This window comes from Pseudomonas sp. KB_15 (assembly GCF_052114525.1).
Lineage (GTDB): Bacteria > Pseudomonadota > Gammaproteobacteria > Pseudomonadales > Pseudomonadaceae > Aquipseudomonas.
In genome coordinates, this window is record NZ_JBFREX010000016.1 from 1 (window position 1) to 23976 (window position 23976).

The following is a 23976-nucleotide window of genomic DNA, read 5'->3' on the forward strand; positions in this document are numbered from 1 at the left end:
AAAGTGTTCAAGCCGTCGTGGCGGATCTAAAGTGTTCAAGCCGTCGTGGCGGATCTGCCGCAGCTCATGCAGGGTCGCATCGGTGCTGCCATCGTCGACGACGATGATTTCGTACGACTCATCGGCCAGCGCCACGCGGATTTCCTCAAGCAGCGGCTTGAGGTTGTTCGCTTCGTTTTTAGCGGGAATCAGTACGGATACAAAAATGTCTTGGCTCATGGAGTCTCTCTCGCCCTTTTTGATTTTTTCGAGATCAGAGGCGAACGCTTCAAATCTGATAGAACTGCCGATACCACTTCACAAACTCGCCGACGCCGGTTTCGAGCGTCACCTGCGGGCTGAAGCCTACCCACTCGGCCAGTGCCGAGACATCGGCCCAGGTCTTGACCACATCACCGGCCTGCATCGGCATGTAGTTTCGCCGGGCCTGCAGGCCCAAGGCAGATTCCAGACAGTCGACGAAATCCAGCAACGCCACCGGCATGCCACGCCCGATGTTGAAGAGCCGGTTTACCCCGGCGGCGGAGCCTACCGGTACCGGTGGTTTTGGGCGTAGTCGGGCGATACCTTCGACAATGTCGTCGACGTAGGTAAAGTCGCGCGACATCTGCCCCTCGTTGTAAATATCGATGGGCAGGTCTTTGAGGATGGCGTCGGTAAACTTGAACAGCGCCATGTCCGGACGGCCCCACGGACCGTAGACGGTAAAAAAGCGCAGGCCACTGGCTTTCAAGCCATACAAATGGCAGTAACTTTCCGCCAGCAGTTCATTGGCGCGCTTGCTGGCGGCGTACAGCGAAACGGGATGTTCGACAGGATCCTCGACACTGAACGGCATCTTGCTGTTGGTGCCATACACCGAACTGCTCGAGGCGTAGATCAGATGCTCGGGGCGATGGTGCCGACAGGCTTCCAGCACATTGAGGAAACCCACCAGGTTCGATTGTCCATAGACATCCGGGTTGTCCAGCGAGTAGCGCACCCCGGCTTGAGCCGCCAGGTGCACCACTTCGGTAAAACCGTGCTCCCGGAACAAGCTCATCAGGGCCGGTTTGTCGACAATGTCCATCTTCTGGAAACGAAATCCCGGCAGAGTCTCCAGCACCTTGAGGCGTGCGTGCTTGAGCTCGATGTCGTAGTAGTCGTTGAGGTTGTCGATACCGACGACGTCCTGACCCTCGCGGCACAAACGCTGGACCGTATGAAAACCGATGAAACCGGCTGCACCGGTGACCAGAACAGTCATACGACGCACACCGGTAATTGCGCCGTGATCGGCGCGAGATTACTGATCCAGACCCTTGTCAGCTTCATGTGTAGTTCCTGCTTATGGCGTTATTCGCGCAAGGTTACGTTATGAAGCTTATAAAACAGAAACATTTCAGTTTCGATAACGCCTCACGCAACTTCAGCAAAAAAAACCATAATTGGCCGAATCGACCCCTACTATTTGGCCGATTTGTCATGTGGCTTGTAAAACCGGAACAAGCCGATGTCCACGGTCTTGATGTACTCCTTGGCCCAATCCGGCTTGACGGTACGATCATGGAAATACAGGGCACCCTGGGTGCGATCCGGAAGTTCCTTGTTCAGGGCCTTGCGCGCGATCTCCTTGGCCATCGTGTAAGGCACCTCTTCCTGGACCGAATCGGATTTACCGTCACACCACCAGGAGAACTGGCAACTCTTGGTTTCCGAGCCCTGTTTGACCACTTTGCACACCGTATCCGGAAAGCCCTCGTGGCCCAGGCGATTCATGACCACGTTGGCCACCGCCTCCATGTCGGCGGAATCCTTGCCCCTGGCTTCCCAGTAAATGGAGCGGGCCAGGCACGTGATCGCGTCATCCAGCGGCGCGGCGCCCGCCGGGTCGACGGCCTGGACTTCGGACGGGGTAATCGCTTCAGCCTTGGGCGCCGGTGCGGGGCTGTTGTTCTCGGCGGCTTTCTGTTCCAGCACCTCAGCCTTGTTCTCGGCCGCTTGCTGTTTTTGCGCTTGATCCGTAGCGGATACCGGGCCGGCCAGCAAAGTGAGGGCAAGGCAGGTGGCGATCCAGTCAAAGCGCATGATCGATGTCACTCGGTGAGTGGTTCGACTCAGTGTAGTAGTGAAATGGTTTCACCCACCCCCACTACACTCTGGATAAATCCGTTGTCCTGGATGGGTCAACTTCGCGCATCATGGGTGCAATCTGCTCAAGGGGGATTTTCATGGGTTTCATCTCATCCGCAATGCGTTTTGCCGGCTTGTCACTGGGCCTGGTATTCGCCGCCAATGCCGTGGCGACGGACGAAACGCAATTGATCGAATCGATCAACGTCTACCGCAGCCAACTGCAACGCTGTGCAGGCCAGGTCTCCTCGGAGCTGCCGCCGCTGTCGGCCGACCCGCGCCTGGTGCTGACCGCCCCGAGCATCGGTGATCTGCAGCAGGCCATGGCTACTGCGGGTTATCCCATGAAGAATGTGCAGGCCATCAGCCTGTCCGGGCCCCGCGATGCAGCCTCGGCGATGAAAGCGATTCAGGAGAGTTTTTGCCAGATCGTCCTCGACCCGCAATTCGTTGATGTCGGCGTCAGCCGCCAGGACCGGCAATGGCGCATCGTGGTCGCACGTCCATTGTTGAGCGCAAGACTGGGCGACTGGCAGACCGAGGGCCAGAAGCTGCTAATCGAACTCAACGCCGCACGGGCCAAGCCGCGTCAATGCGGCCCGCAATCCTTCGCCGCCGCGCCGCCGCTGGCCTGGAACGCCACACTGGCCACCGCCGCCGAAGGCAACTCCCGCTCCATGGCCAACCACAACTACTTCGATCACAAGGACCGCGATGGCCGCACACCGGGTGACCGCGCGGAACTGGCCGGCTACGACTTCCAGCAGATCGGCGAAAACATCGCCGCCGGGCAAGACAGCGTACGCAAGGTGGTCGAAGGCTGGCTGACCAGCCCCGGCCATTGCGCCAACCTGATGAACCCGCAGTTCCGCGAGTTGGGCGCGGCGTATGCGACCGATCCGAAGAGCGATGCGGGGATTTACTGGACGGCGATGTTTGGGGCGCAGTAAGAACTGAACCTGGCACGAACAATGTGGCGAGGGAGCTTGCTCCCGCTGGGCTGCGAAGCGGCCCCAAAAGAGGGCCTGCTGCGCGCCCAGCCAGATCACCACCAGCCATCCCAGGCGCTTGTACCAGCGCGCAGGTGCCGTTTGATTCGAATCAATGGTAGCCATCGCCAATCCTCACTTTGCCGCGGAACACGTAGTAGCTCCAGACTGTGTACATCAGGATGATCGGCAATATGAACAGCGCGCCGATCAGGATGAACAACTGGCTGGTCGCCGGTGACGCCGCGGCCCACAGGCTGATCGACGGCGGCACGATGTTCGGCCAGATGCTGAACGCCAGACCGATGTAGCCCAGGAACACCAGCATCAGGGTGAAGGCGAACGGCCAATGGGTGTGGCGTTGGCGCAGGGTTTTGAGCAGGCCGAACATCGCCAGCAAGGCCAGCACCGCGAGGCCACCGAACACCGCCAGGTGCGCATGGGCAAACCAGCGCGTGGCGATGTCCGGATGGAGAATCGGCGTCCACACACAGATCACCCCTATCACCGCCAACAGCAGCCAGGCCAGGGGCCGGGTGAACAGGCGCATCCGCGATTCCAGCATGCCTTCGGTCTTGACCAGCAACCAGGTGCTGCCCAGCAGCGCATAAGCGACGATCAGACCCACACCGCAGAACAGCGGAAACGGTGCCAGCCAGTCCAGCGAACCACCGGCGAACTGCCGGTCGACCACCGGGATACCAGCGATGTAAGTGCCGATCACCACACCCTGGGAGAACGTCGCCAGCAGCGAACCGCCGATGAACGCCATGTCCCACACATGACGCTTTTCAGGGCTGGCCTTGAAACGAAATTCGAACGCCACACCGCGGAAGATCAAGCCGCACAACATCAGGATCAGCGGCAGGTACAACGCTTCCAGAATCACCGAATAGGCCAGCGGGAACGCGCCATACAGCGCCGCGCCACCGAGCACCAGCCAGGTTTCGTTACCGTCCCAGACCGGTGCCACGGTGTTCATCATCACATCGCGCTCCTTCGCATCCGGGATCAGCGGAAACAGAATGCCCAACCCCAGGTCGAAGCCGTCCATGATCACGTACATCATCACGCCGAAGGCGATGATCACGCCCCAGATCAGCGATAAATCGATACCTTGAATACCCATGATTCAACTCCCTTCCTTCAATTGACGCGGGCGTCGGTTTCGAGGATTTCGGCGTCGGCAGACAGCGGCCGGCGCGGTGTGATCAGCTGATCGGAATGCCCGTCGACGGGATGTCCGTGATGCGGCTGTGGCCCTTTGCCGACCAGTTTCATCATGTAGCCGATGCCCACTGTGAATACCGAGAAATAGATCACCACGAACAGTGCCAGCGAGATGCTCAGTTGCGCGACGCTGTGATTCGACACGGCATCGGCGGTGCGCTGCAGGCCATACACCACCCACGGCTGACGCCCGACTTCGGTGGTGATCCACCCGGCCAGCATGGCGATCAGGCCACTTGGCCCCATCCACAACATCAGGCGCAGGAACCAGCGATTGCGGTAGATGGCACCGCTGCGACGCAGGACCAGGCCGAGTACGCCGGCCAGCACCATCAACATGCCCAGACCGGCCATGACGCGGAAGCTCCAGAAAATAATCGTCGCGTTGGGGCGATCCTCTTTCGGGAAGCTTTTGAGCGCCGGGATCTGCTTGTCGAGACTGTGGGTCAGGATCAGGCTGCCCAGGTAGGGAATTTCGATGGCGTACCTGGTCTTCTCGGCCTGCATGTCCGGGATGCCAAACAGCACCAGCGGCGTCGCTTCGCTACCGTTGTTTTCCCAGTGCCCTTCAATTGCGGCGATTTTCGCCGGTTGATGCTCCAGGGTGTTCAAGCCGTGGGCGTCACCCACCACTGCCTGGATCGGGCAGACGATCAACGCCATCCACAACGCCATCGACAGCATCTTGCGCACTTGCCGGGTGTCGTTGCCGCGCAGCAGGTGCCACGCCGCCGACGAGCCGACAAAGAACGCCGTGGCCACGAACGCGGCAATCGCCATGTGTGCCAGTCGGTACGGGAACGACGGGTTGAACACGATGGCCAGCCAGTCCAGCGGCATCACGCGACCGTCGACGATCTCGAAGCCCTGGGGCGTTTGCATCCAGCTGTTGGACGCAAGAATCCAGAAGGTCGAAATCAGGGTGCCGATGGCGACCATGACCGTCGAGAAAAAGTGCAAGCCGCGCCCTACCCGGTTCCAGCCGAACAGCATGACCCCGAGGAACCCGGCCTCGAGGAAGAACGCCGTGAGCACTTCATAGGTCAGCAACGGCCCGGTGATGCTGCCGGCGAAGTTGGAGAAGCGGCTCCAGTTGGTGCCGAACTCGTAGGCCATGACCAGCCCCGAGACCACGCCCATGCCGAAGTTGACGGCGAAGATCTTCGACCAGAAATGGTAGAGATCGCGATAGGTGTCGTTGTGGGTCTTCAGCCATAAGCCTTCAAGCACCGCCAGGAAACTGGCCAGCCCGATGGTGATGGCGGGAAAGATAATGTGGAACGAAACCGTGAACGCAAATTGAATGCGCGCCAGGTCCAGTGCCTCCAGGTTAAACATGTCGATATCCTCATCGCGGATTTAGAACTGTGGGAGCGAGCTTGCTCGCGATGAGGCCGGCACCTTCAACATCAATGGCGCCTGGCACCCTGCAATCGCGAGCAAGCTCGCTCCCACAAAGTCTTGTGTGATCGGCACTACGCAGCGGAGGTCGAAATCAGGTTGCTGGCCTTGGCCTGCTCCAGCCGGATGGCGACAAACTTGGAAGTCGGGGTGAAGGTGCGGTCACCGTAACTTTCCAGCGGCACCAGCGGGTTGGTYTCCGGGTAGTACGCGGCCGCCTGACCGGCCGGAATGTCGTAGGCGATCAGGGTGAAACCGCTGACCCGACGTTCGCGTTCGTCGTCCCACAGCGCCACCAGGTCGACCTTCTGCCCCGGCTCGAAACCCAGCCGGCGAATGTCCTGCTCGTTGGCGAACACCACGTCGCGCATGCCGTACACCCCGCGGTAGCGGTCATCCAGGCCATACAGCGTGGTGTTGTACTGATCGTGGGAGCGCATGGTCTGCAGAATCAGGTGCGGCTTGACCGCCAGGTTGCGCACACCCTCGCTGATCAGGTGCTGCGGCAGCACGCTCGGGGTGAACTGGGCTTTGCCGCTGGCGGTTTTCCAGATGCGTCTGGCCGCGTCGTTGGGCATGTGGAAACCGCCCGGGTGCAGCAAACGCCGGTTGAAATCTTCGAAGCCGGGAATGGTGTCGGCAATCATGTTGCGGATGCGGCCGTAGTCGCCGATGGCCCAGTTCCAGTCGATCGGGTGCTTGCCCAGTGTCGCGGCAGCGATGCCGGCGATGATCGCCGGTTCCGACAGCAGGTGTTTCGACTTCGGTTTCAGTTGGCCGTGGGAGATGTGGATCATGCTGAAAGTGTCTTCCACGGTCACGCCTTGCGGTCCTTCGGCCTGCAGGTCGATGTCGGTGCGGCCCAGGCACGGCAGGATCAGCGCATCACGACCGGTGACCAGATGGCTGCGGTTAAGCTTGGTGGCGATGTGCACGGTGAGATCGCATTTGCGCAATGCAGCGTGGGTACGCGGGGTGTCGGGGGTGGCCTGGGCGAAGTTGCCGCCCAGGGCGATAAACACTTTCGAACGCCCCTGCTCCATCGCGCCGATCGCCATCACGGTGTTGTGACCATGCTCACGCGGCGGCTTGAAGGAGAAGCGTTTTTCCAGGGCATCGAGCAACTCGGTGGGTGCCAGCTCGTTGATGCCCATGGTGCGGTCGCCCTGCACGTTACTGTGACCACGAACCGGCGACAGGCCCGCGCCGGGCCGGCCGACATTGCCGCGCAGCAACATCAGGTTTATGACTTCCTGTAGCGTCGGCACCGAGTGCGTGTGCTGGGTCAGGCCCATCGCCCAGCACATGATCACCCGCTTGGCCCGGGCGTACATGCGGGCGGCGAGTTCGATGTCAGCCAAAGGCATGCCCGACTGTTGCTCGATGTGCTCCCAGCTGGTCGCGTCGACTTCGGCCAGGTAGGCATCCATTCCCGAGGTGTGTTCGGCGATGAACTCATGGTCGAACACCGGCTCGCCGCCGGTGGCCTGCGCTTCACGCTCCCACTGCAAGAGGAACTTGACCATGCCGCGCATGACCGCCATGTCGCCGCCGAGTGCCGGGCGGAAGTAAGCGGTGTTGGTCGGTTCGGAGCCATTCATCAACATTTCAATCGGGTGCTGCGGATGCTGGAAGCGCTCCAGTCCGCGCTCCTTGAGTGGGTTGATGCAGATCACCTGCGCACCGCGCTTGACCGCTTCGCGCAACGGTTCGAGCATCCGCGGGTGGTTGGTACCGGGGTTCTGGCCGATGACGAAGATCGCGTCGGCATGCTCCAGGTCGTCAAACACCACGGTGCCTTTGCCCACGCCGAGGCTTTCGATCATGCTCACCGCGCTGGCTTCGTGGCACATGTTCGAGCAGTCGGGAAAGTTGTTGGTGCCGTAGGCACGGACGAACAACTGATAGAGAAAGGCGGCCTCGTTGCTGGCCCGGCCCGAGGTGTAGAACTCGGCCTGGTCCGGCGATTCCAGCGCGTTGAGATGCCGGGCGATCAGCGCAAACGCTTCGTCCCAAGTGGTTTCCACGTAGCGGTCGGTGGCAGGGTCATAGCGCATCGGGTGGGTCAGGCGGCCCTGATACTCCAGCCAGTAATCGCTCTGCTCGGCCAGCGCCGAGACGCTGTATTTGTTGAAAAACGCCGGGTCGACCAAACGGCCCGTGGCTTCCCAGTTAACCGCCTTGGCGCCGTTTTCGCAGAACTTGACCATGCCGTTTTCCGGCGACTCGCCCCAGGCGCAACCGGGGCAGTCGAACCCGCCGTTCTGGTTGGTCTTGAGCATGGCGCGAATATTCTTCAGCGCGTTTTCACTGCCCAGCCAGTTCCTGGTAACAGCGATCAGTGCACCCCAACCGGCGGCGGCACCTTTGTAGGGTTTGTAGCGGTCGACTTGAGACATGGTACTTCTCCGTGACCTGATTCAGGCCATTGATCGTTTGACGGAGAAAAGCATATGAACAGGGATTAATTATTGTCTAATCGCTATTTACGACCACATGATCGAGGATATTTATCATCGATATTTATTGTTATTTTTCAATTATTTGAAATATTTAAACATCCGTTTTCACAGTAACTTTATCCATCATAGATGCACTCGATCAACCGGTTGCCAATAGTGATTGGACGGGCCGACAAGTTGCTCTTAGCCTGCACTCATCAAATCCGTTATCAGCGCAATACCTGTAGGAGCGAGCCCTGCTCGCGATGGACTCAAGAGCACCGCGTTCAGCCAGCAAGCACGCGTAATCGTTAACGACCATCGCGAGCAGGCTCGCTCCTACAAAGACAAAACCCGTTTAACGGAATGTCCATTCAACGCATGCAGTACCAAGCGAGGGTGTCATGTCAGAACGAGTCTTGATCGATGGCTTCTCCCGGCGCGTGGACTATCTGCGGATGTCAGTCACCGACCGCTGCGATTTCCGTTGCGTGTATTGCATGGCCGAGGACATGCAGTTTCTGCCCCGGCAACGGGTGCTGACCCTGGAAGAGATTTATCAACTGGCGCAAAGCTTCGTCGCCCTGGGCACCCGCAAGATCCGCCTGACCGGAGGCGAGCCGCTGATCCGTCCGGGCGTGGTGCAACTGTGCGAGAAGATCGCCGCCCTGCCCGGCCTGCGTGAACTGTGCATGACCACCAACGGTTCGCAGCTGGCCAAACTGGCCGGGCCGTTGTTCGAGGCCGGGGTCAAGCGCCTCAACATCAGCCTCGACTGCCTGGACCCGCAACGTTTTCGCGAACTGACCCGCACCGGTGATCTGGAACAGGTCATCAAGGGCATCGACGCGGCCAACCAGGCGGGCTTTCGCAACACCAAGCTCAATTGCGTGGTGATGAAGGGCCGCAACGATCATGAGATCAATGATCTGGTGAGCTTCGCCATCGACCGCAACCTCGACATCTCCTTCATCGAAGAAATGCCGTTGGGCACCATCGACGAGCACAGCCGCGCCGAGTCGTTTTTCGCAAGTGCCCAGGTCCGCGAACGCATCGCCGAACGCTACACTTTGATTGATTCCGCCGAGTCGACCCAGGGTCCGTCGCGCTACTGGCGCCTGGCCGAGGCGCCGCAGATTCGCCTGGGGTTCATCTCACCCCACAGCCACAACTTTTGCGGCACCTGCAATCGGGTGCGGCTGACCGTGGAAGGACGTCTGCTGCTGTGCCTGGGCAATGAGCACGCCGTGGATCTCAAGGCTGTCTTGCGCAGCCACCCCGGACAGCCCGAGCGCCTGGAAAAAGCCATTATCGAGGCGATGAAACTCAAGCCTTATCGGCACAACTTCGAAGTGAACGACGATGTTCAGGTCGTTCGCTTCATGAACATGACGGGCGGCTGAAACCCATGATCGTGAGACCCAAACCCAACCTGATCGGCGTCCTGACGTCCCTCAAGGGTTCGATCGCCAAGCGCATTGCCTGGCGCAGCCTGATGGTGACGTTGCTCGCCTCGGCCATCGTGCTCATCGAAACCTTGCACCCCAGCTATTTTTCCAAGGTCAGCGCAACGCCCTTCACGCTGCTGGGTTTGTCGTTGTCGATCTTCATGAGCTTTCGCAACAACGCCTGCTACGACCGCTGGTACGAAGCGCGCAAGGCGTGGGGCGAAGTGATCGTGGAAATCCGCTCGATGATTCGTGAAACCCTGGTGATCAAGGATGTGGCTGAACGACACACGATCCTCAGCAACCTCTGCGGCTTCGCCCATGCCCTCAACGCGCGGCTGCGCCGGGAAAACGAACTGGCTGCCAGTGGCGACTGGCTGCACCCGATGCCCAAGGGCGACACCACGGACATCAGCGGGCAAATCCTGATGCAGGTCGGTCAGCAGTGCTCGGCACTCAACGAGTCCGGGGCGATCAACGACTGGCGCTACACGCTAATGGCCAACCACCTGGCCAGCCTGACCCACGCCCAGGCGGTCTGTGAACGCATCAAACACACCCCGCTACCCTTCCCCTACACCCTGTTGCTGCACCGCACCATCTACCTGTTCTGCATCCTCTTGCCGTTTGCCATGGCCGAACCCCTGGGCTGGCTGACACCGATTTTCACCGCGATTGTCAGCTACACCTTTTTCGGCCTGGATGCGATTGCCGACGAGCTGGAAGACCCGTTCGGCCGCGACGAAAACGACCTGCCCACCGACGCCATCGTGCGCAACATCGAACGCGATGTGCTGGCTGCCCTGGGCGTGACGGAACTGCCGCCACAACTGGAGCCGGTGGATTTTGTGTTGAATTGAGACTAAAGAAACACACAGGACCTGTGGGAGCGAGCTTGCTCGCGATAGCGGTGGGTCAGGCAACATCTCTGTTGAATGTGCCGCCCCCTTCGCGGGCAAGCCCGCTCCCACAGGGATTGTGGCCGGCCGTGGGATTGGCGTTCACTGAAGATCAAAATTGTGGGAGCGGGCTTGCTCGCGATGGCGTCAGGTCAGTCGACCTCTCTATTGGATGTGCCGGCCTCTTCGCGAGCAGGCTCGCTCCCACAAGGGGGCAGTGTCAGAACAGCTCGCTGAAGGGAATGAACCGCGCCGTGTCGCCCACTTCCAGTGTGCAGCCTTCCGGCACTTCCACCAGCCCGTCGGCCCAGGATGCGCCCAGCAACACGCCTGAACTCTGGTTCGGATAGAGCACCGCTCGACCGGCTTCGAGTTTCGCCCGCAGGTACTCGCGGCGACTCCCGGGTTTGGGCCAGGCAAAGCCGACCCTGACCGGGAAGCTCAAAGGCTCGACGTCTTCGACGCCCTGAATCCGCAACAGATAAACCCGGGCCAACAGGCCGAAAGTGACCAACGCCGATGTCGGATTGCCCGGCAGGCCAATCACCGGCACGCGGCCGAAGTGGCCCACGGTCAATGGTTTGCCGGGTTTGATCGAGAGTTTCCACAGCAACGGTTTGCCGCACTCGCGCAGCACCTGGCCGAGGCAGTCGGCGTCACCGGCGGACACGCCGCCAGTGGTGAGTATCAGGTCAGCCGCGTGCTGCAACTGTTCGAGTTTAAGCCGTGTCTGGCGTGGCGCGTCGGGAAGAATGCCGGCATCGATGACCTCGCAACCCAACGCATTCAACCAATGGCTCAACAGCGTGCGGTTGCTGTTGTAGATGCTGCCGGGCTTGAGTGGCGTGCCCGGGTCGAGCAGTTCATCGCCGGTGGACAACAACGCCACCCGTGGTCGCCGCACCACCTGCACCTGGGTACAGCCCTGTGCCGCCGCGACCGTCAGTTCGAACGGACCGAGGCGCTTGCCGGCATGCAGCAGCACATCGCCAACGCGGTTCTCCTGGCCTTGCGGGCGGATGTTGTTGCCGGCGCTCAGTGGCTGCTTGAAGCGGATACGTCCGTCATCCAGTACCTCAGTGTTCTCCTGCATCTCCACGCAGTCGGCACCCGGCGGAACCGGGGCGCCGGTGAAAATGCGCGCGCAGGTTCCCGGTGCCAGGGCTTCGGGGGCGTGACCGGCAAATACCTGCTGCGACACGGCCAGCGGTTCCCCATCCCAACCCTCGATATTCAGGGCATACCCGTCCATGGCGCTGTTCGGCCACGGCGGCAGATCGAGAGTCGCCACCAGGTCATTGGCCAGTACCCGTTGCCTGGCGGCACTGAGCGGCACCGCTTCACTGTCTTCAATCCACCGTGCCTCGGCCATTGTCTGCAAACAGTCGATGGCGTCCTCCACCGGCATCAAGGATGAATGACTCATCCCCGCGTCCCGCAGGCTTGCACAGGCTTGAGGTGCGGCACGAAATTGCATGGCCGGTGGCGAGCGTCGAGTTGTTCGGCGAGGATGCCTTCCCAGGCGGTGCGGCAGGCGCCCGTGGAACCCGGAAGACAGCAGACCAGCGTGCCATTGGCCAGCCCGGCCAATGCCCGGCTTTGTACTGTGGAGGTGCCAATGTCGAGGATCGAGATGGCCCGAAACAGTTCACCGAAGCCATCAATCTGTTTGTCCAGCAAACAGGCGACTGCCTCGGGTGTGCTGTCGCGACCGGTAAACCCGGTACCGCCAGTGATCAGCACCACCTGAATGCCGTCGTCGGCAATCCAGTTCGCCACCTGCGCGCGGATCTTGTAAAGGTCGTCCTTGAGCAGGTTGCGCTCGCTCAGGGTGTGGCCGGCTTCCAGCAAACGACTGACGAGTAACTGGCCGGAGGTGTCATTGGCATATTCACGGGTATCACTAACTGTCAGCACGGCAATATTCAGGGGTATAAACAAGGCATCCGGTTTGACGCTCATGGAATTCTCCGGCAGGCATGAATTAAATAGCTAAATTAAATAGCTAAATCAAATAACTTCCGGAGACTAATTCGATAAATCGAACTGTGTCCAATCACTCTAACCAACCAGACTATCGAGCCGATCTATCAGTATAAAAAGACCATAAAAGGCATCAGTGATAGAGCCCATCGATACCCCCTTAGATACCAGTGATTGGACGCACACCGACGACAATGAGATCGTCCACACCTCACGTTTTCCGCCTCGCCTTGTGTCTTGCGCACTTGAGTCAATACTTACCCCTCACTCCCCCGCCAGCAGGTGCCGTCATGGACATCAAACAACTAAAGTTCCTGATCGCCCTGGAGCAGACCCGCCACTTTGGCCAGGCCGCGGCGCGCTGCCACATCACCCAGCCCACGCTGTCGATGCGCCTGCGCAATCTGGAGGATGAACTGGACCTGGTGCTGGTCACCCGGGGCCAGCGCTTCGAGGGTTTTACCCAGGCCGGCGAACGCGTACTGGCGTGGGCCCGGACCCTGCTGGCCGCCCACGACGGGCTCTTCGCCGAGGCCGCCGCGTGCCGGGGCCAACTCGTCGGTAACTTGCGCCTGGGGCTGGTGCCGCTCAGCAGCTTCAACCCCGTCACCTACATTCAGGGCCTGTCCCGCAGCTTTCCCGAACTCAAGTACAGCCTGTCTTCCTTGAGTTCCGACCAGATCATCGAGGGCCTTGGCAACAATCAGCTGGACCTGGGCGTGTGCTACCTCGATCACGTAAACCCGAGCTACTTCGAGTTTTTCGAAATCGGCGAGACCCGCGTCGGCCTGCTGTACGACACCCGTCACTTCCATTTCGACGGCACACAAATGAGCTGGGAGGACGCCGCAGAGCTGCCCTTGGGGATGCTCAGCAACGGCATGCACTATCGCAAATCCATCGACCTGAGCTTTCGCAGCCGCGGACTGGACCCGCAGCCGATCCTGGAAAGCGATTCGACCTACCAGCTGCTGCAGGCGATTCACGAAGGTTTCTGCTGCGCGATCATGCCACTGGACAGCGGCCTGGAAGAACCCATCGAACACCTGTCGTTCATCGAATTGCCGGATGCCAGCGTGCTCGCGCCCCTGGGCCTGGTGATGCGCAAGACCGAACCGCGCTCGGCGATTGCCGAGAAGTGTTTCGCCGAAGCACGAACGTTATTCAGCCGGACTAACTGATCAAATTCCGGCTTTATATAAAACCGAACGAGGCATCTTTTACCAGCCTGATAGACATCACCAATCGGCGCATCGGAACAAGCGATTGGACGCATTGAACAGTTACCCGTAGCCTGAACTTAATTCAGCGCTTCGAGGTTCTTTTCATGTTGTGCCAAGTTGAACAAGCCGATTATCGAAGCGACACTAACGCCCCTGCACCCAAACCGCTGAGTGTGAACTTTCGCGAGTACGACAACGCTGCGTCAGTCTGTCAGGCGGCGCTGGCCGCCGAGATCGCACTGGCAATCACCTACAACGGTTTGAGCCAGGCCGTGATGATGGTATCGCCGGGCAACCTCGAAGACTTCATCCGTGGCTTCAGCGTCAGCAACGACATCGTTCGGGACCCGCGCGAAATCTACGACCTGCGCCTCACCCGATTCGACCAGGCCGTTCAAGCAGACGTGCAGATCTCCAGCCGCGCGTTCTGGGCGCTGAAGAACCATCGTCGGCAAATGGCCGGCACCAGTGGCTGCGGACTATGCGGAGTGCAAGCGCTGGAGCAGGCCCTGCCAAAACTGGACATTCTCGACCCGGTTCCCCTGCCGCCCGCCGAGCACTTCATCGACATTCGCAGCCGCATCGAACAGGCACAACAAATGGCCCGCAGCAGCGGCGCGCTGCACGCAGCGCTGTACTTCGACAACCAAGGCAACGCGTTGATCTGCCGAGAAGACATTGGCCGCCACAACGCGCTGGACAAGTTGATCGGCGCCCTGCAACACGCCGGCATCGACAGCCGCAGCGGCTTCACGGTGGTCACCAGCCGTTGCAGCCTGGAACTGATCCACAAAGCCGTCAGGGCCAGGCTCGGCACGCTGGTCAGTCTGTCGGCACCCACCGCCCTGACCGTTCAATGGGCGATCAAACATCGCCTCAACCTGATTCACGTACCCCACCGCAACGCACCGCGCATTTACAGCCCGGCATGATGCCTTCACCTGATCACCGCGCCGGCAAGCGCAGGAACTTCCCATGACAGATATTTCGGATTCACCGCCCAATGGCCTGACCCACCTCGACCGCCAGGGTCGCGCCAACATGGTCGATGTCAGCGAAAAAACCCCGACGCTGCGGGAAGCCCAGGCCCAGGCCTGGGTGCGGATGCGTCCGGAAACCCTGAAGCTGATTCAAAGCGACGGCCACCCCAAAGGCGATGTGTTTGCCGTGGCGCGAATCGCCGGAATCATGGCGGCGAAGAAAACCCATGAGCTGATTCCGCTGTGCCACACCTTGCTGCTCAGTTCGATCCACATCGAACTCAAGGCCTGCACACCGGACAGCGTGAAAATCCTCGGCACGTGTCGCGTCGAGGGCCAGACCGGGGTCGAACTCGAAGCCCTCACCGCCGTCAGCGTGGCGGCACTGACTCTCTACGACATGTGCAAGGCAGTGGACCGAGGCATGGTCATCGATGACATCCGCCTGCTCAGTAAACAAGGTGGCCGCTCCGGTCATTTCAAGTTCGAGGACGCACTATGATCCTGATCAATTACTTCGCCCGTTACCGCGAGCAGCTCAACCTGGGCGGTGAAAAACTACCCCTGACCGACAACCTCAAGACCATCGAAGACGTGCGCCGACTGCTGATGGCTCGCGGTGAGGTGTGGAGCCATGTGCTCGGTGAAAACAACCTGATGTGTGCGCTGAACCAGGCGCTGTGCCATCCGGATCAGGTGATCGAGGACTATGACGAGATCGCCTTTTTTCCACCCGTCACCGGGGGTTGAGACATGACGGTTCGGGTCCAGCGTGAAGTGTTCGACATCAGCCAGTTGATCGACAGTCTGCAGGCGAACGATCCGGGCACGGGGGCCGTGGTCAACTTCGTCGGCTACGTGCGCGACATCAACCAGGGTGAGGCAGTCGCCGGGTTGTTTCTGGAGCACTACCCGGGCATGACCGAACGTTCGCTGCAAACAATCATCGACAATGCCAGGGCCCGATGGCCACTGAGGGCCGTGGAGATCGTGCATCGGATCGGCCCGTTGTCGATCAGCGAGCCGATCGTGTTTGTCGGCGTCAGCAGCCAACATCGACAAGCCGCTTTCGAAGCCTGCGCATTCATCATGGACTACCTGAAAACCGACGCGCCGTTCTGGAAGCGCGAAGACGTGGCGTCCGGCGCTCGCTGGGTCGATGCCCGTGACAGCGACCGATCAGCCGTCGAGCGCTGGGCAGATACGCAGTATCAGGCGACTATCCAACGCGCTCCGGCATTGCGAGGTGTTGATCGGCCCCGGTGTGCACCTGATGTTCTGAATCAAACATTTACACGCGCCACAATCCTCCCTAGTATCCAGCCATCCCCCGGATGGCTTGTCCTGCTCGCCACCGACGATTTCCGCCGCCGGAAACCTGCGCCATGCGTACTTCGCCGTCAGAACAGCACCTGCTGAACCTCTCGCTCCTGGCCACCTCGCTGCTGGCCGTGGACGGCATTGCATGAAGCGCATCGTCAACCTGCCCATGGCCCTGCGCCGTTCCAAACTGCGTCACTCCGCACGTCCGCCGGATAGCGCCCTGCTCGCCTGATCGGCGAGCCCCCTTCTTTCGCTATCCCTGCATTTGCTCAGCGTATGCAATCCCTGTGGGAGCGAGCCTGCTCGCGATAGCGGAGTGTCATTCCGCTCCTACAGGTTGCGCACTTTGACTGACTGGCATTGAGTTTCTCCCCATTCTGCCTGGACACCGACATGACTCAACGTTGCAACTCCTACTACACCGCCACCCTCAACCAGGACACCGATTACCCGACGCTGCAAGGCCGGCACCGGGTTGACGTGGTGATCATCGGCGGCGGTTTCACCGGTGTCGCCACCGCCGTCGAGCTGGCGGAAAAAGGCCTGAAGGTCGCCATCGTCGAAAGCCACAAGATCGGCTGGGGCGCTACCGGGCGCAACGGCGGCCAAGTTACTGGCAGCCTGTCGGGCGACGAAGCCATGCGCAAACAGATGCGCCGGACCATCGGCAATGACGTCGACGACTTCATCTGGAACCTGCGCTGGCGCGGGCACCAGATCATCCAGCAGCGTGTGGAAAAATACGGCATCGCCTGCGACCTCAAGCGCGGCCACCTGCACGCCGCGTACAAACCCGCGCACATGGACGGCTTGCGCAAGGATTACAACGAAGCGGTGCACCGTGGCATGGGCGACGAGGTCAGCCTGCTCGATCGCAGCCAGGTACGCGACCTGCTGCAAAGCGACCTCTACCACGGCGCGATCAAGAACACCCGCAACCTGCACCTGCACCCGCTCAACCTGTGCATCGGTGAGGCCCGCGCAGCCGAAAGCCTGGGCGCGTTGATCTTCGAAAACAGCGAAGTGCTGGAGATCATCCACGGCGATGGCCTTCACCAGAGCCCCGGCGTACGCACCGCCCACGGGCACATCGACGCCAATCAGGTACTGCTGGCCGGCGACGTCTACCACAAGCTGGAACCGGGCAAGCTCAAGGGCAAGATCTTCCCGGCCATGGGCGGCATCGTAACCACCGCGCCACTGGGCGATCTGGCCAAACAGATCAACCCCGAAGACCTGGCGGTCTACGACTGCCGCTTCGTGCTCGACTACTACCGCCTCACCGCTGACGGTCGCCTGCTGTTCGGTGGTGGCGCCAACTACAGCGGCAAGGATTCGCGCGACATCGCCGCCGAACTGCGCCCGTGCATCGAGCAGACTTTCCCGGCACTCAAAGGTGTGGCCATCGATTACCAGTGGAGCTGCGCGATGGGCATCGTGATCAACCGCATCCCGCAACTGGGCAAGCTGTCGGACAACGTCTGGTATTGCCAGGGCTACTCCGGCCACGGCATCGCCACCACCCACATCATGGGCGAAATCATGGGCCGGGCGATCACCGGGCAGTTGGAGCAGTTCGACACCTTCGCCGCCTGCCAGCACATCCGCGTGCCCCTGGGCGACCTGCTGGGCAACCCGATGCTGGCTGCCGGCATGTGGTACTACCAGATGCTGGAGCGTTTGCGCTGAGGTTGTTGGCCGGCACCTTCAACATGGATGTTGCCTGGGCTGGCCCCATCGCGAGCAGGCTCGCTCCCACAAGGATTGTTTGCCGGCCTCGATATTTGTGGTCGACATCGATCTCTGTGGGAGCGAGCCTGCTCGCGAAGAGGTCGGAACAGTCAATACATCTGCCAGCAAAAAATGCTCAAACCTGCTCCACCTCGATCCCCAGCGCCCGGTAATCCTCAACATTGCCTGACGCCACATGCTGCTCGGTGATCAGCGTATGCACGCGGTTACAAGGCGCGACCACAAACGGCTCCACCGCGCCGAGTTTGTCCGCCGTGGTAACGGCAATCACATGGGAGGCACAATCGAGCATCGCCTGTTTCACCGGCACTTCATCAAAATGCAGTGAGCTTAAGCCCACCTGCGGGTGAATCGCGCACACCCCGGTAAACAGCAGATCGGCCTTGATGCCCGCCAGCAGCCGCAGGGTTTCGTGGCCGCTGGCCGACATCGTCGCCGGGTTGAGCTGACCGCCGGCGAGAATCACCTTGATGCCTTTGTACTCGGATAGCGTGATGGCGGTCATCGGCGACGCGGTGACCGCGGTAATGGCGATATCCGTCGGCAGCGAACGCGCGATCTGCAAGGTGGTGGTACCGGAGTCGAACACCACGATCTGACCGTCCTGCACCCGTCGCGCAGCCAGTTGCGCCAGATGGGCTTTCACCTCATCGGTTTCGCTGATCCGGGTGAAATAGTCCTTGCCCGTATCCCTAGGCCGCGGCAACGCCCCGCCGTGCACCCGCTGCACCAGGCCGGCACTGGCCAGTTCTGCCAGATCGCGGCGGATGGTGTCTTCGGACACCGCGAAATGCTGGCTCAACTCCGAGGCCATGACCTTGCCGTCACGTTCGAGAATCAACAGGATTTTTTGCCGGCGAACTGACGGAAGTTCGGCAGAGGAATGGTTGTCGTGCATGTTTTTGCTCGTTTGTGCGTGTAGTTGCGCGTTTAGGCGAGATTAGCCAAAGCACGGGATAAACACAAACGGGCGGCCGGGCAAACACCCCCAATTATCATTTTTTTCGATCTTTCAAATCATTACGCTGAATTTTTTATTTTCCTGTGACCTGTTCAAGATGGCGCCGTCACTCATGTTTTGGATGGAAACTTCATGAATATCAATTTTGCTTTTGCGTGCATGATCGTGGTCTCGTTCACCATTGCGCTGGTACACGCCTGATCGACAGGTCGTGAGGCGTCAAGATGTGCAGGCAGCGCCCGATTTTGCATTCACCCTCACGCTTGCGCAGGACGCTCCCCCAGCGTTTCCTGGCCACAGGCTCCCGCCTGGGGCAGCAGGCTGATTTCGACGCGTCGGTTGGCCGCGCGCCCGGATTCGCTGTCATTGCTGGTGACCGGCTGGCTGGCGGCAAAGCCCTGGACCGCAAAACAACTGTCGGGGATGTCGCCCATGCGTTGCATCCAGTCACGTACGGCAGAGGCACGCGCGTGGGAGRGCAGGAGATTATCCTGCGGGTTTCCACGGCCATCGGTATGTCCGCCAATGACGATCAGCCAGCCGGGCTGGGCCTTGATGCCGACCAGGGCGCTGATCAGGATCTTGGTCGAGCCCGGCTTGAGCTCGGCGCTCCCGGCATCGAACAGCGACAGGCTGTCCAGACGCACAGGCTCGACAATCGTTTGTGCCGGCTCAAACAGTTGCGTAATACGCCGCTCGACTGCCCCGGTGGTGCCCAACCACCAAGCGCCGCTGACCAGGCCAGCCATGGCGGCTGCCGCGCCCAGCCACAGGGCAACGCGACGCCTGGCCGGCTGCATTTCAGGCATGGGGTTGGGTGGCAAAATCACCACGGGCATCAACAGCGACGGTGCCGGTTCCCTTGGTGGCAGCGATAAGGTACCGAGCGCAACGCTGCTGCGCTGCGTACGCTGGACCAGGCTTTCGATCTGCTGGCGCAAGGCGTGCAATGCGACCAGAGGCGGTTGTGCCTGTTGATCCAGACGCTGCTGCAAACGCGCCAGTTCGGTGTCCAGCTCAAGCAATGCGGGGAAGTTTTGCGCGCTCAACGCCCTGTTGCGCAGCAACGGCTGCCATTGCACGAACAGCCAGGCCAGGATATCCAGGCGAACCGACGCCATGGGCGGCCATAAGGCCGGCCATTGGCAACACAATGACTCGATCAGCGCCACCCCCTGCGCCATGCCTTCCAGGCCGTGGCGCTGACTGCGCGCCAAGGCAAACGCAGCCGCCGTTTGCAGGTCCGCGCCGTTCCGCTCGAACAGCGTCAGACACCACTGTTCCACCCTGGCCCAGTCCACGTCGGGACAGGCCGGGTGACTCAACTTCGCCAGCTCTTGGCGCAGCGACACGAACTCACCAAAACCGCGCGGATCACCGCCCAGCCGAATACGCATTTCAAATAACACCGTCAGCCTCCCTTGCCATACAGGTTCACGATTACGACAACCATTGCTGTCGTTTCAAATGTCGCACCAGGACTTTGCCTTCCGGTGCCACGGTGGTACCGAAGGTGACTTGCTGGCCGCTTTTGAGCAGCGCATCGAGGCTGTACTCCAGATGACCCGGCAGTGTCTGCTCGAGCAACTCGATGTTCACGGTCGCCAGGCGCGGCTCGTACTTGATCAAGGTGTCCTGCATGGCCCCCATCAGCCGATGAGCCGAGCCAGGCAAACCCTGCAGGATCTGGCCCATGTCGGGAAGGCCGTAATCGGGCAGGTGTGCGAGTGCACCCGCCCGGCTGTTGAGGATGCGTCGCAGGTTATCCAGTACCGACAGCGTGTGCTGGTCCTCTTCGCTGACCTGATACAGGTCCAGGTCGCCGTTGAAGTTCTGCAGCAGCGTTTCATAGAGTGAAGGATTGAACTCGGTCATCGGTTACTCCCGAGCCAACGCGCGCAAGGTCAATCGGTTGTCCCCCAGTTCGATGATCCGCGCCCGTTCCGGGTCGAGGTCATCGCGAGTCAAGGTCAGGCGCCAGGTATTCATCTGCGTATCGGGGTTGCGGAACAACGCCACCACCGAGACAAAGTGCGCGTCCTTGTCCAGTGGCACATTCAGTTGCGCGCCTTCGCCCGGTTTGATCACCAACGCCCGGGTGTCGAGCAAGTCGCTGTCGAGCACTTGCTCGTCGCCACCGAGCAGGCTGTCGTAGGAAGCCCTCTCCAGCGCTTTGCTGTCGCTCAGTTGGTAGACCCGCACCAGCGTCGGGACCGACATTGCATTCATGTCCGTGACATCGGTGTTGATCGCGGTGCGGGCACTGAAATCCAGATGCAGGGTTTTCACCTGCTTGTAGAAAATCGACCGGGTGGCGGAGGCGGTGCCCTGCGTGACTGACTGAGTCACCCCGCAGCCGGCGAGCACTGCCGCCAGCGTCGCCAGCATCAATGAATTACCAACGGTACGCGACATGCTGTATTTCCCTGTTCCGAGTGTTCTTCGACAGGCCTTGGTAGCGCCCCAGATTGATGGTGATCGTGTCGTGCTCCGAGCCTTGCCAGGTGTCACAGCCCGAGCCCAGCATGCCGGTCATCCCCAACAGGATTGGCACCCGCCCCAACACCGGTTGCGGCAGGCTGCGCACTGGCAGCGACAGCTGCAGCTTCGCGGTGCAACGCCAGCCCAGGTACACCCGCAGCAGCACCAGCAAATCGTTGTACAACTGGCCATCGGGCAACCAGCCGCGTGCTTCGTCCTGGTCCCGGGTGAACAACGCCAGATGCAACTGGCTGTTGGCGTCGTAGCCAGTCCCCCCCAGCGGGGTACCCCGGGACAGACTCACCGGGTGACTCGCGGACAGACTCGCCGGCTGCGCCAAGGCAATTTTCTGCGGCCAGTGCGGCGTGATCCGGGCCCGCGTCCCGGGTGCGAGCAACGTCACCAACGCCGTGATGCCTTCGGCGTTACGGGTGGGCATACGCATCACACCGAGCAGCGCAAGGAACCGTGAAACCGGCGTGGCAATGCGCTTGGCCGTGCCGGGAATGCCCAGCCCGACCAGGCCAAGCAGGCATTGCGAAGTTGCATCGCTGCCGCCCGCTTCGAAGGTGGCCGGGTACGAATACTTGCGCCAGATCCGGTAGAACTGGGTGAATATCCGGTGGTTGAAAATATCGAGGAAGGCTTCCAGCGCTTCATGCCCCTCGCGGCGCTGGGCAATGTCGTCGACAAAAGTCGTCGGCAATGGCGAGTCCACGCCGTACAACCCCAGCAGGCGCGTGCGCACCGTCGCCGGGTGCAGCGGTTGATTGGCGTCGGTTTCGATGGCCTTCAGTTCACTGGCGGGAAATCCCATGCCGGGGTCGGGGCGGAACCGTACCTGGTCATCCGCCGGGTGGTTGGTGCTGCCCAGTGGCGGGTGATCCGGCAGGGCCTGTTCGAGCAACTGGCAGAAACGATACAGATTGGCCTCGGCCACCCTCCCGTCCAGCGCCTCGAGTAACCCGCTGGCTTTCAGCCGGGAATACGCTGACTGTGGTTCTCGTTCCATCGCAGGCACTTTCCAGAAGGTTGAAGGATCAGCGTGAGCTGGTTGAACAGGTGAATATCGGCGTACAGAGCGAAGAAACGATGGAGCATTTCGCCGAACAGGCTGATGTCGCCCTCGCCGGAAAAACCATTGGCGTCAAGGGTCACCTCGATGTCCACGCCGCGCAGCAGAAAACCTTTTTCGAAACGCTGCACCAGGTGGTGATTGACCTCGACGATGGCCGCCAGGCGACGACGGTTCAGCTCGCTGTCCGTCCAGTCGTACAGCGCCAGGGTGCCGCGCAGTACTTCGGCGTTATCGAGCATCGGCAGGAAATTCGAACCCAGGTGGCTGAGCACCCGCCAGTGGAACCGGTCGCGGTTCGGCGGATAACACGGCAAGGTCGGGGCGCTCAGATTGCGCACCCGCAAACCGGTCTGGGTGGAGTTGGCCAGTGTATCGAGCAAGGTGCTTTGCAATGCCTTGCGCGGCAGTTGGCCGTGGGTACCGGTCAATTGCAGGGACAGACTCTGGCTCGCCTGCAGCCGATCCTGATCAAAGCCGTCGCCGCCCAGGATCAGCCAGGTATCGTGCAACCCATTGGCGCCACGCTTGAGACGCGTATGGAAATAACGCTCGGGGGCCTCGTCGCGCAGCATGCCGCCCTTGTGACGAAAACTGCTGAATGGAACGTAGTCATAACRCTCGGCGTTCTTCGATGCGGTGACCCCATCCACCGAGTAAATTTCGGTGTGGCCGTCCTGCAGGCGCATGGGACGCAGCAGGTAGTCGGATTGCAACGGCGCAAGCGTCATCGGATCGGCTTCCAGGGTGAACAGATTGATCACCGGCACCGCATGCAGACGAATGTGTTCAGCAGTCAGGTTGAACGCTTGCGGCCACGACTCGCGCAAGACCACCTCCAGTTCGAACCAGGGCATGCCCGGTGTGATGCTCACCTGCTCCAGGCCATGGAGCGTCACGAACATGAACTTCTCGCGGAAGGTGAAATATTCCAGCAGCAACTGATACCCACTGAACGCGCTGTCGCCCTTGGGCCACAAGCGGTCCTCATCGGCGAAGCCCTTGGGTGCGAAATGGCCGGCCAGCGGATAACGCGGCGCCTCCCCCGGCAGGCGCACATACAAGGCCTGGGCATTGAGGGTCAGTGCCTGATGCAGTGAACTGGCCAATGGCGCATCGGCATTGAGGTACAGCGACAGCCGACTCAAGTCGACCTCGCTCCAGTCGCTCAACGAGCCACAGGCAAAGCGCAGGCGCAGCACCGAGCGTCCGTCGGGCTCGTGGTCCAGGCGCACCGATTCCAGGTCGATGGGTTGCAGCATCAGGTCCTGGGTAGTGGTGTAGCGACAACGGGTGCGCTGCGGCCCGATGGGCTGCGACAACACTTCGAAGCCGGCCGCGATCACCTCGCTGCGCTTCATCTGTGCCCGTTCAGGCGCCAGTTCGACAATGGCCAGCGATGGAATGGTGCGCAGGTAATGCGGCCACAACAGGCTGACCAGACCCTCGGTCAGCTCCGGCAAGTCGTCGTCGAGCTTTTCGCGCAAGCGCCCCATCAAGAAGGCAAAGCCTTCGAACAGGCGTTCCACATAGGGATCGCGCGCGCCAGGCTTGTCCAGGGCCAGTTGCGCCGCCCGGTCCGGAAAGGCTTGCGCAAACTCCTGGCCGGCTTCGTGCAGGTAGCGCATCTCGGCGTCGAAATAACGCAGTGTCAGATTGTCCATGTTAAAAAAATCCT

General features: G+C 60.7%; 22 protein-coding genes and 1 pseudogene. 9 read left to right on the forward strand and 14 right to left on the reverse strand.

Annotation, left to right across the window (positions count from 1 at the left end; genetic code table 11):
* From AB4Z35_RS15235 to AB4Z35_RS15245, 3 genes are all read right to left on the reverse strand, one after another.
* Positions 1-219, reverse strand: a 219-nt coding sequence (locus AB4Z35_RS15235; protein WP_442097895.1) for a glycosyltransferase, incomplete at its 3' end; no start/stop codon positions are given.
* Positions 220-268: 49 nt separating this feature from the next.
* On the reverse strand, positions 269-1246 hold the full coding sequence (locus tag AB4Z35_RS15240) for an NAD-dependent epimerase (RefSeq protein ID WP_442097897.1): 978 nt from the start codon (positions 1244-1246) through the stop codon (positions 269-271).
* A gap of 200 nt (positions 1247-1446) precedes the next feature.
* Positions 1447-2067 carry a cell wall hydrolase gene (locus tag AB4Z35_RS15245; protein ID WP_442097899.1) on the reverse strand — a complete coding sequence of 207 codons (621 nt, stop codon included), beginning with the start codon at positions 2065-2067 and terminating at the stop codon, positions 1447-1449.
* Between the two features lie 143 nt (positions 2068-2210).
* Here AB4Z35_RS15245 and AB4Z35_RS15250 point away from each other — a divergent pair, with 143 nt between their 5' ends.
* Positions 2211-3062 (forward strand): CAP domain-containing protein, encoded by an 852-nt coding sequence (locus AB4Z35_RS15250; RefSeq protein WP_442097901.1) that lies wholly within the window; start codon positions 2211-2213, stop codon positions 3060-3062.
* Between the two features lie 151 nt (positions 3063-3213).
* Here the strand turns inward: AB4Z35_RS15250 and cydB are convergent, their stop codons facing one another.
* The 3 genes from cydB to AB4Z35_RS15265 all read right to left on the reverse strand — a co-directional run bounded on the left by cydB (position 3214) and on the right by AB4Z35_RS15265 (position 8131).
* Positions 3214-4230 (reverse strand): cytochrome d ubiquinol oxidase subunit II, encoded by a 1017-nt coding sequence (gene cydB, locus AB4Z35_RS15255; protein ID WP_310064542.1) that lies wholly within the window; start codon positions 4228-4230, stop codon positions 3214-3216.
* Positions 4231-4247: 17 nt separating this feature from the next.
* Positions 4248-5669, reverse strand: coding sequence for a cytochrome ubiquinol oxidase subunit I (locus tag AB4Z35_RS15260; protein ID WP_442097903.1), 1422 nt, complete (start codon positions 5667-5669; stop codon positions 4248-4250).
* A 137-nt stretch (positions 5670-5806) separates the two neighbouring features.
* On the reverse strand, positions 5807-8131 hold the full coding sequence (locus AB4Z35_RS15265; protein WP_442097905.1) for an FdhF/YdeP family oxidoreductase: 2325 nt from the start codon (positions 8129-8131) through the stop codon (positions 5807-5809).
* A gap of 446 nt (positions 8132-8577) precedes the next feature.
* Between AB4Z35_RS15265 and moaA the strand changes: the two genes are divergently transcribed.
* Both moaA and AB4Z35_RS15275 read left to right on the forward strand, forming a co-directional pair.
* Positions 8578-9576 carry a GTP 3',8-cyclase MoaA gene (gene moaA / locus AB4Z35_RS15270; protein ID WP_442097906.1) on the forward strand — a complete coding sequence of 333 codons (999 nt, stop codon included), beginning with the start codon at positions 8578-8580 and terminating at the stop codon, positions 9574-9576.
* A gap of 5 nt (positions 9577-9581) precedes the next feature.
* A complete protein-coding gene (locus AB4Z35_RS15275) occupies positions 9582-10481 on the forward strand; it encodes a bestrophin family protein (protein ID WP_442097907.1) in 900 nt (299 codons plus the stop codon).
* Positions 10482-10740: 259 nt separating this feature from the next.
* On the opposite strand, the gene AB4Z35_RS15280 is transcribed toward AB4Z35_RS15275, so the two are convergent.
* Positions 10741-11946, reverse strand: a complete 1206-nt coding sequence (locus AB4Z35_RS15280) for a molybdopterin molybdotransferase MoeA (RefSeq protein WP_442097909.1) — start codon at positions 11944-11946, stop codon at positions 10741-10743.
* Positions 11943-12482: a molybdenum cofactor biosynthesis protein B gene (moaB, locus tag AB4Z35_RS15285; RefSeq protein WP_007976036.1), complete on the reverse strand. Its 540-nt coding sequence runs from the start codon at positions 12480-12482 to the stop codon at positions 11943-11945. The genes AB4Z35_RS15280 and moaB overlap by 4 nt, the downstream gene beginning before the upstream one ends.
* A gap of 311 nt (positions 12483-12793) precedes the next feature.
* Between moaB and AB4Z35_RS15290 the strand changes: the two genes are divergently transcribed.
* The 6 genes and pseudogenes from AB4Z35_RS15290 (at position 12794) to AB4Z35_RS15315 (ending at position 17718) form a co-directional block, all read left to right on the forward strand.
* A complete protein-coding gene (locus AB4Z35_RS15290; RefSeq protein WP_007982109.1) occupies positions 12794-13684 on the forward strand; it encodes a LysR family transcriptional regulator in 891 nt (296 codons plus the stop codon).
* A 146-nt stretch (positions 13685-13830) separates the two neighbouring features.
* Entirely contained in the window at positions 13831-14658 is an 828-nt protein-coding gene (gene fdhD / locus AB4Z35_RS15295; RefSeq protein ID WP_442097912.1) for a formate dehydrogenase accessory sulfurtransferase FdhD, read from the forward strand.
* A 43-nt stretch (positions 14659-14701) separates the two neighbouring features.
* Positions 14702-15208: a cyclic pyranopterin monophosphate synthase MoaC gene (gene moaC / locus AB4Z35_RS15300; RefSeq protein ID WP_442097913.1), complete on the forward strand. Its 507-nt coding sequence runs from the start codon at positions 14702-14704 to the stop codon at positions 15206-15208.
* On the forward strand, positions 15205-15456 hold the full coding sequence (locus AB4Z35_RS15305) for a MoaD/ThiS family protein (protein ID WP_442097914.1): 252 nt from the start codon (positions 15205-15207) through the stop codon (positions 15454-15456). Before moaC ends, AB4Z35_RS15305 begins: the two co-directional genes overlap by 4 nt.
* 3 nt (positions 15457-15459) lie before the next feature.
* A pseudogene (gene moaE / locus AB4Z35_RS15310) lies at positions 15460-15906 on the forward strand (molybdopterin synthase catalytic subunit MoaE); the annotation flags it as partial.
* Between the two features lie 516 nt (positions 15907-16422).
* Positions 16423-17718, forward strand: a complete 1296-nt coding sequence (locus AB4Z35_RS15315) for an NAD(P)/FAD-dependent oxidoreductase (RefSeq protein ID WP_442097915.1) — start codon at positions 16423-16425, stop codon at positions 17716-17718.
* Positions 17719-17896: 178 nt separating this feature from the next.
* On the opposite strand, the gene AB4Z35_RS15320 is transcribed toward AB4Z35_RS15315, so the two are convergent.
* From AB4Z35_RS15320 to tssF, 6 genes are all read right to left on the reverse strand, one after another.
* Positions 17897-18679 carry a DeoR/GlpR family DNA-binding transcription regulator gene (locus tag AB4Z35_RS15320; RefSeq protein WP_442097916.1) on the reverse strand — a complete coding sequence of 261 codons (783 nt, stop codon included), beginning with the start codon at positions 18677-18679 and terminating at the stop codon, positions 17897-17899.
* A gap of 320 nt (positions 18680-18999) precedes the next feature.
* A complete protein-coding gene (locus tag AB4Z35_RS15325) occupies positions 19000-20139 on the reverse strand; it encodes an OmpA family protein (protein WP_442097917.1) in 1140 nt (379 codons plus the stop codon).
* A 43-nt stretch (positions 20140-20182) separates the two neighbouring features.
* Positions 20183-20617, reverse strand: a complete 435-nt coding sequence (gene tssE, locus AB4Z35_RS15330; protein ID WP_442097919.1) for a type VI secretion system baseplate subunit TssE — start codon at positions 20615-20617, stop codon at positions 20183-20185.
* Positions 20618-20620: 3 nt separating this feature from the next.
* On the reverse strand, positions 20621-21157 hold the full coding sequence (gene tssJ / locus AB4Z35_RS15335) for a type VI secretion system lipoprotein TssJ (protein WP_108232366.1): 537 nt from the start codon (positions 21155-21157) through the stop codon (positions 20621-20623).
* Positions 21138-22235 carry a type VI secretion system baseplate subunit TssG gene (gene tssG / locus AB4Z35_RS15340; protein ID WP_442097921.1) on the reverse strand — a complete coding sequence of 366 codons (1098 nt, stop codon included), beginning with the start codon at positions 22233-22235 and terminating at the stop codon, positions 21138-21140. Before tssG ends, tssJ begins: the two co-directional genes overlap by 20 nt.
* Entirely contained in the window at positions 22199-23962 is a 1764-nt protein-coding gene (gene tssF, locus AB4Z35_RS15345) for a type VI secretion system baseplate subunit TssF (RefSeq protein WP_442097923.1), read from the reverse strand. Before tssF ends, tssG begins: the two co-directional genes overlap by 37 nt.
* Between the last annotated feature and the right edge of the window lie 14 nt (positions 23963-23976).

Excerpts from the sequence above, each read along its gene's own strand:
- moaC (WP_442097913.1), top strand. The coding sequence starts at position 14,702 with ATGACAGATATTTCGGATTCACCGCCCAATGGCCTGACCCACCTCGAC.
- AB4Z35_RS15315 (WP_442097915.1), top strand. The coding sequence starts at position 16,423 with ATGACTCAACGTTGCAACTCCTACTACACCGCCACCCTCAACCAGGAC.
- cydB (WP_310064542.1), bottom strand. The coding sequence starts at position 4,230 with ATGGGTATTCAAGGTATCGATTTATCGCTGATCTGGGGCGTGATCATC.
- AB4Z35_RS15260 (WP_442097903.1), bottom strand. The coding sequence starts at position 5,669 with ATGTTTAACCTGGAGGCACTGGACCTGGCGCGCATTCAATTTGCGTTC.
- fdhD (WP_442097912.1), top strand. The coding sequence starts at position 13,831 with ATGTTGTGCCAAGTTGAACAAGCCGATTATCGAAGCGACACTAACGCC.
- AB4Z35_RS15305 (WP_442097914.1), top strand. The coding sequence starts at position 15,205 with ATGATCCTGATCAATTACTTCGCCCGTTACCGCGAGCAGCTCAACCTG.
- tssE (WP_442097919.1), bottom strand. The coding sequence starts at position 20,617 with ATGACCGAGTTCAATCCTTCACTCTATGAAACGCTGCTGCAGAACTTC.
- moaB (WP_007976036.1), bottom strand. The coding sequence starts at position 12,482 with ATGAGCGTCAAACCGGATGCCTTGTTTATACCCCTGAATATTGCCGTG.
- tssJ (WP_108232366.1), bottom strand. The coding sequence starts at position 21,157 with ATGTCGCGTACCGTTGGTAATTCATTGATGCTGGCGACGCTGGCGGCA.
- AB4Z35_RS15240 (WP_442097897.1), bottom strand. The coding sequence starts at position 1,246 with ATGACTGTTCTGGTCACCGGTGCAGCCGGTTTCATCGGTTTTCATACG.
- AB4Z35_RS15320 (WP_442097916.1), bottom strand. The coding sequence starts at position 18,679 with ATGCACGACAACCATTCCTCTGCCGAACTTCCGTCAGTTCGCCGGCAA.
- moaA (WP_442097906.1), top strand. The coding sequence starts at position 8,578 with ATGTCAGAACGAGTCTTGATCGATGGCTTCTCCCGGCGCGTGGACTAT.
- AB4Z35_RS15280 (WP_442097909.1), bottom strand. The coding sequence starts at position 11,946 with ATGAGTCATTCATCCTTGATGCCGGTGGAGGACGCCATCGACTGTTTG.
- AB4Z35_RS15250 (WP_442097901.1), top strand. The coding sequence starts at position 2,211 with ATGGGTTTCATCTCATCCGCAATGCGTTTTGCCGGCTTGTCACTGGGC.
- AB4Z35_RS15290 (WP_007982109.1), top strand. The coding sequence starts at position 12,794 with ATGGACATCAAACAACTAAAGTTCCTGATCGCCCTGGAGCAGACCCGC.
- AB4Z35_RS15245 (WP_442097899.1), bottom strand. The coding sequence starts at position 2,067 with ATGCGCTTTGACTGGATCGCCACCTGCCTTGCCCTCACTTTGCTGGCC.
- AB4Z35_RS15275 (WP_442097907.1), top strand. The coding sequence starts at position 9,582 with ATGATCGTGAGACCCAAACCCAACCTGATCGGCGTCCTGACGTCCCTC.
- tssG (WP_442097921.1), bottom strand. The coding sequence starts at position 22,235 with ATGGAACGAGAACCACAGTCAGCGTATTCCCGGCTGAAAGCCAGCGGG.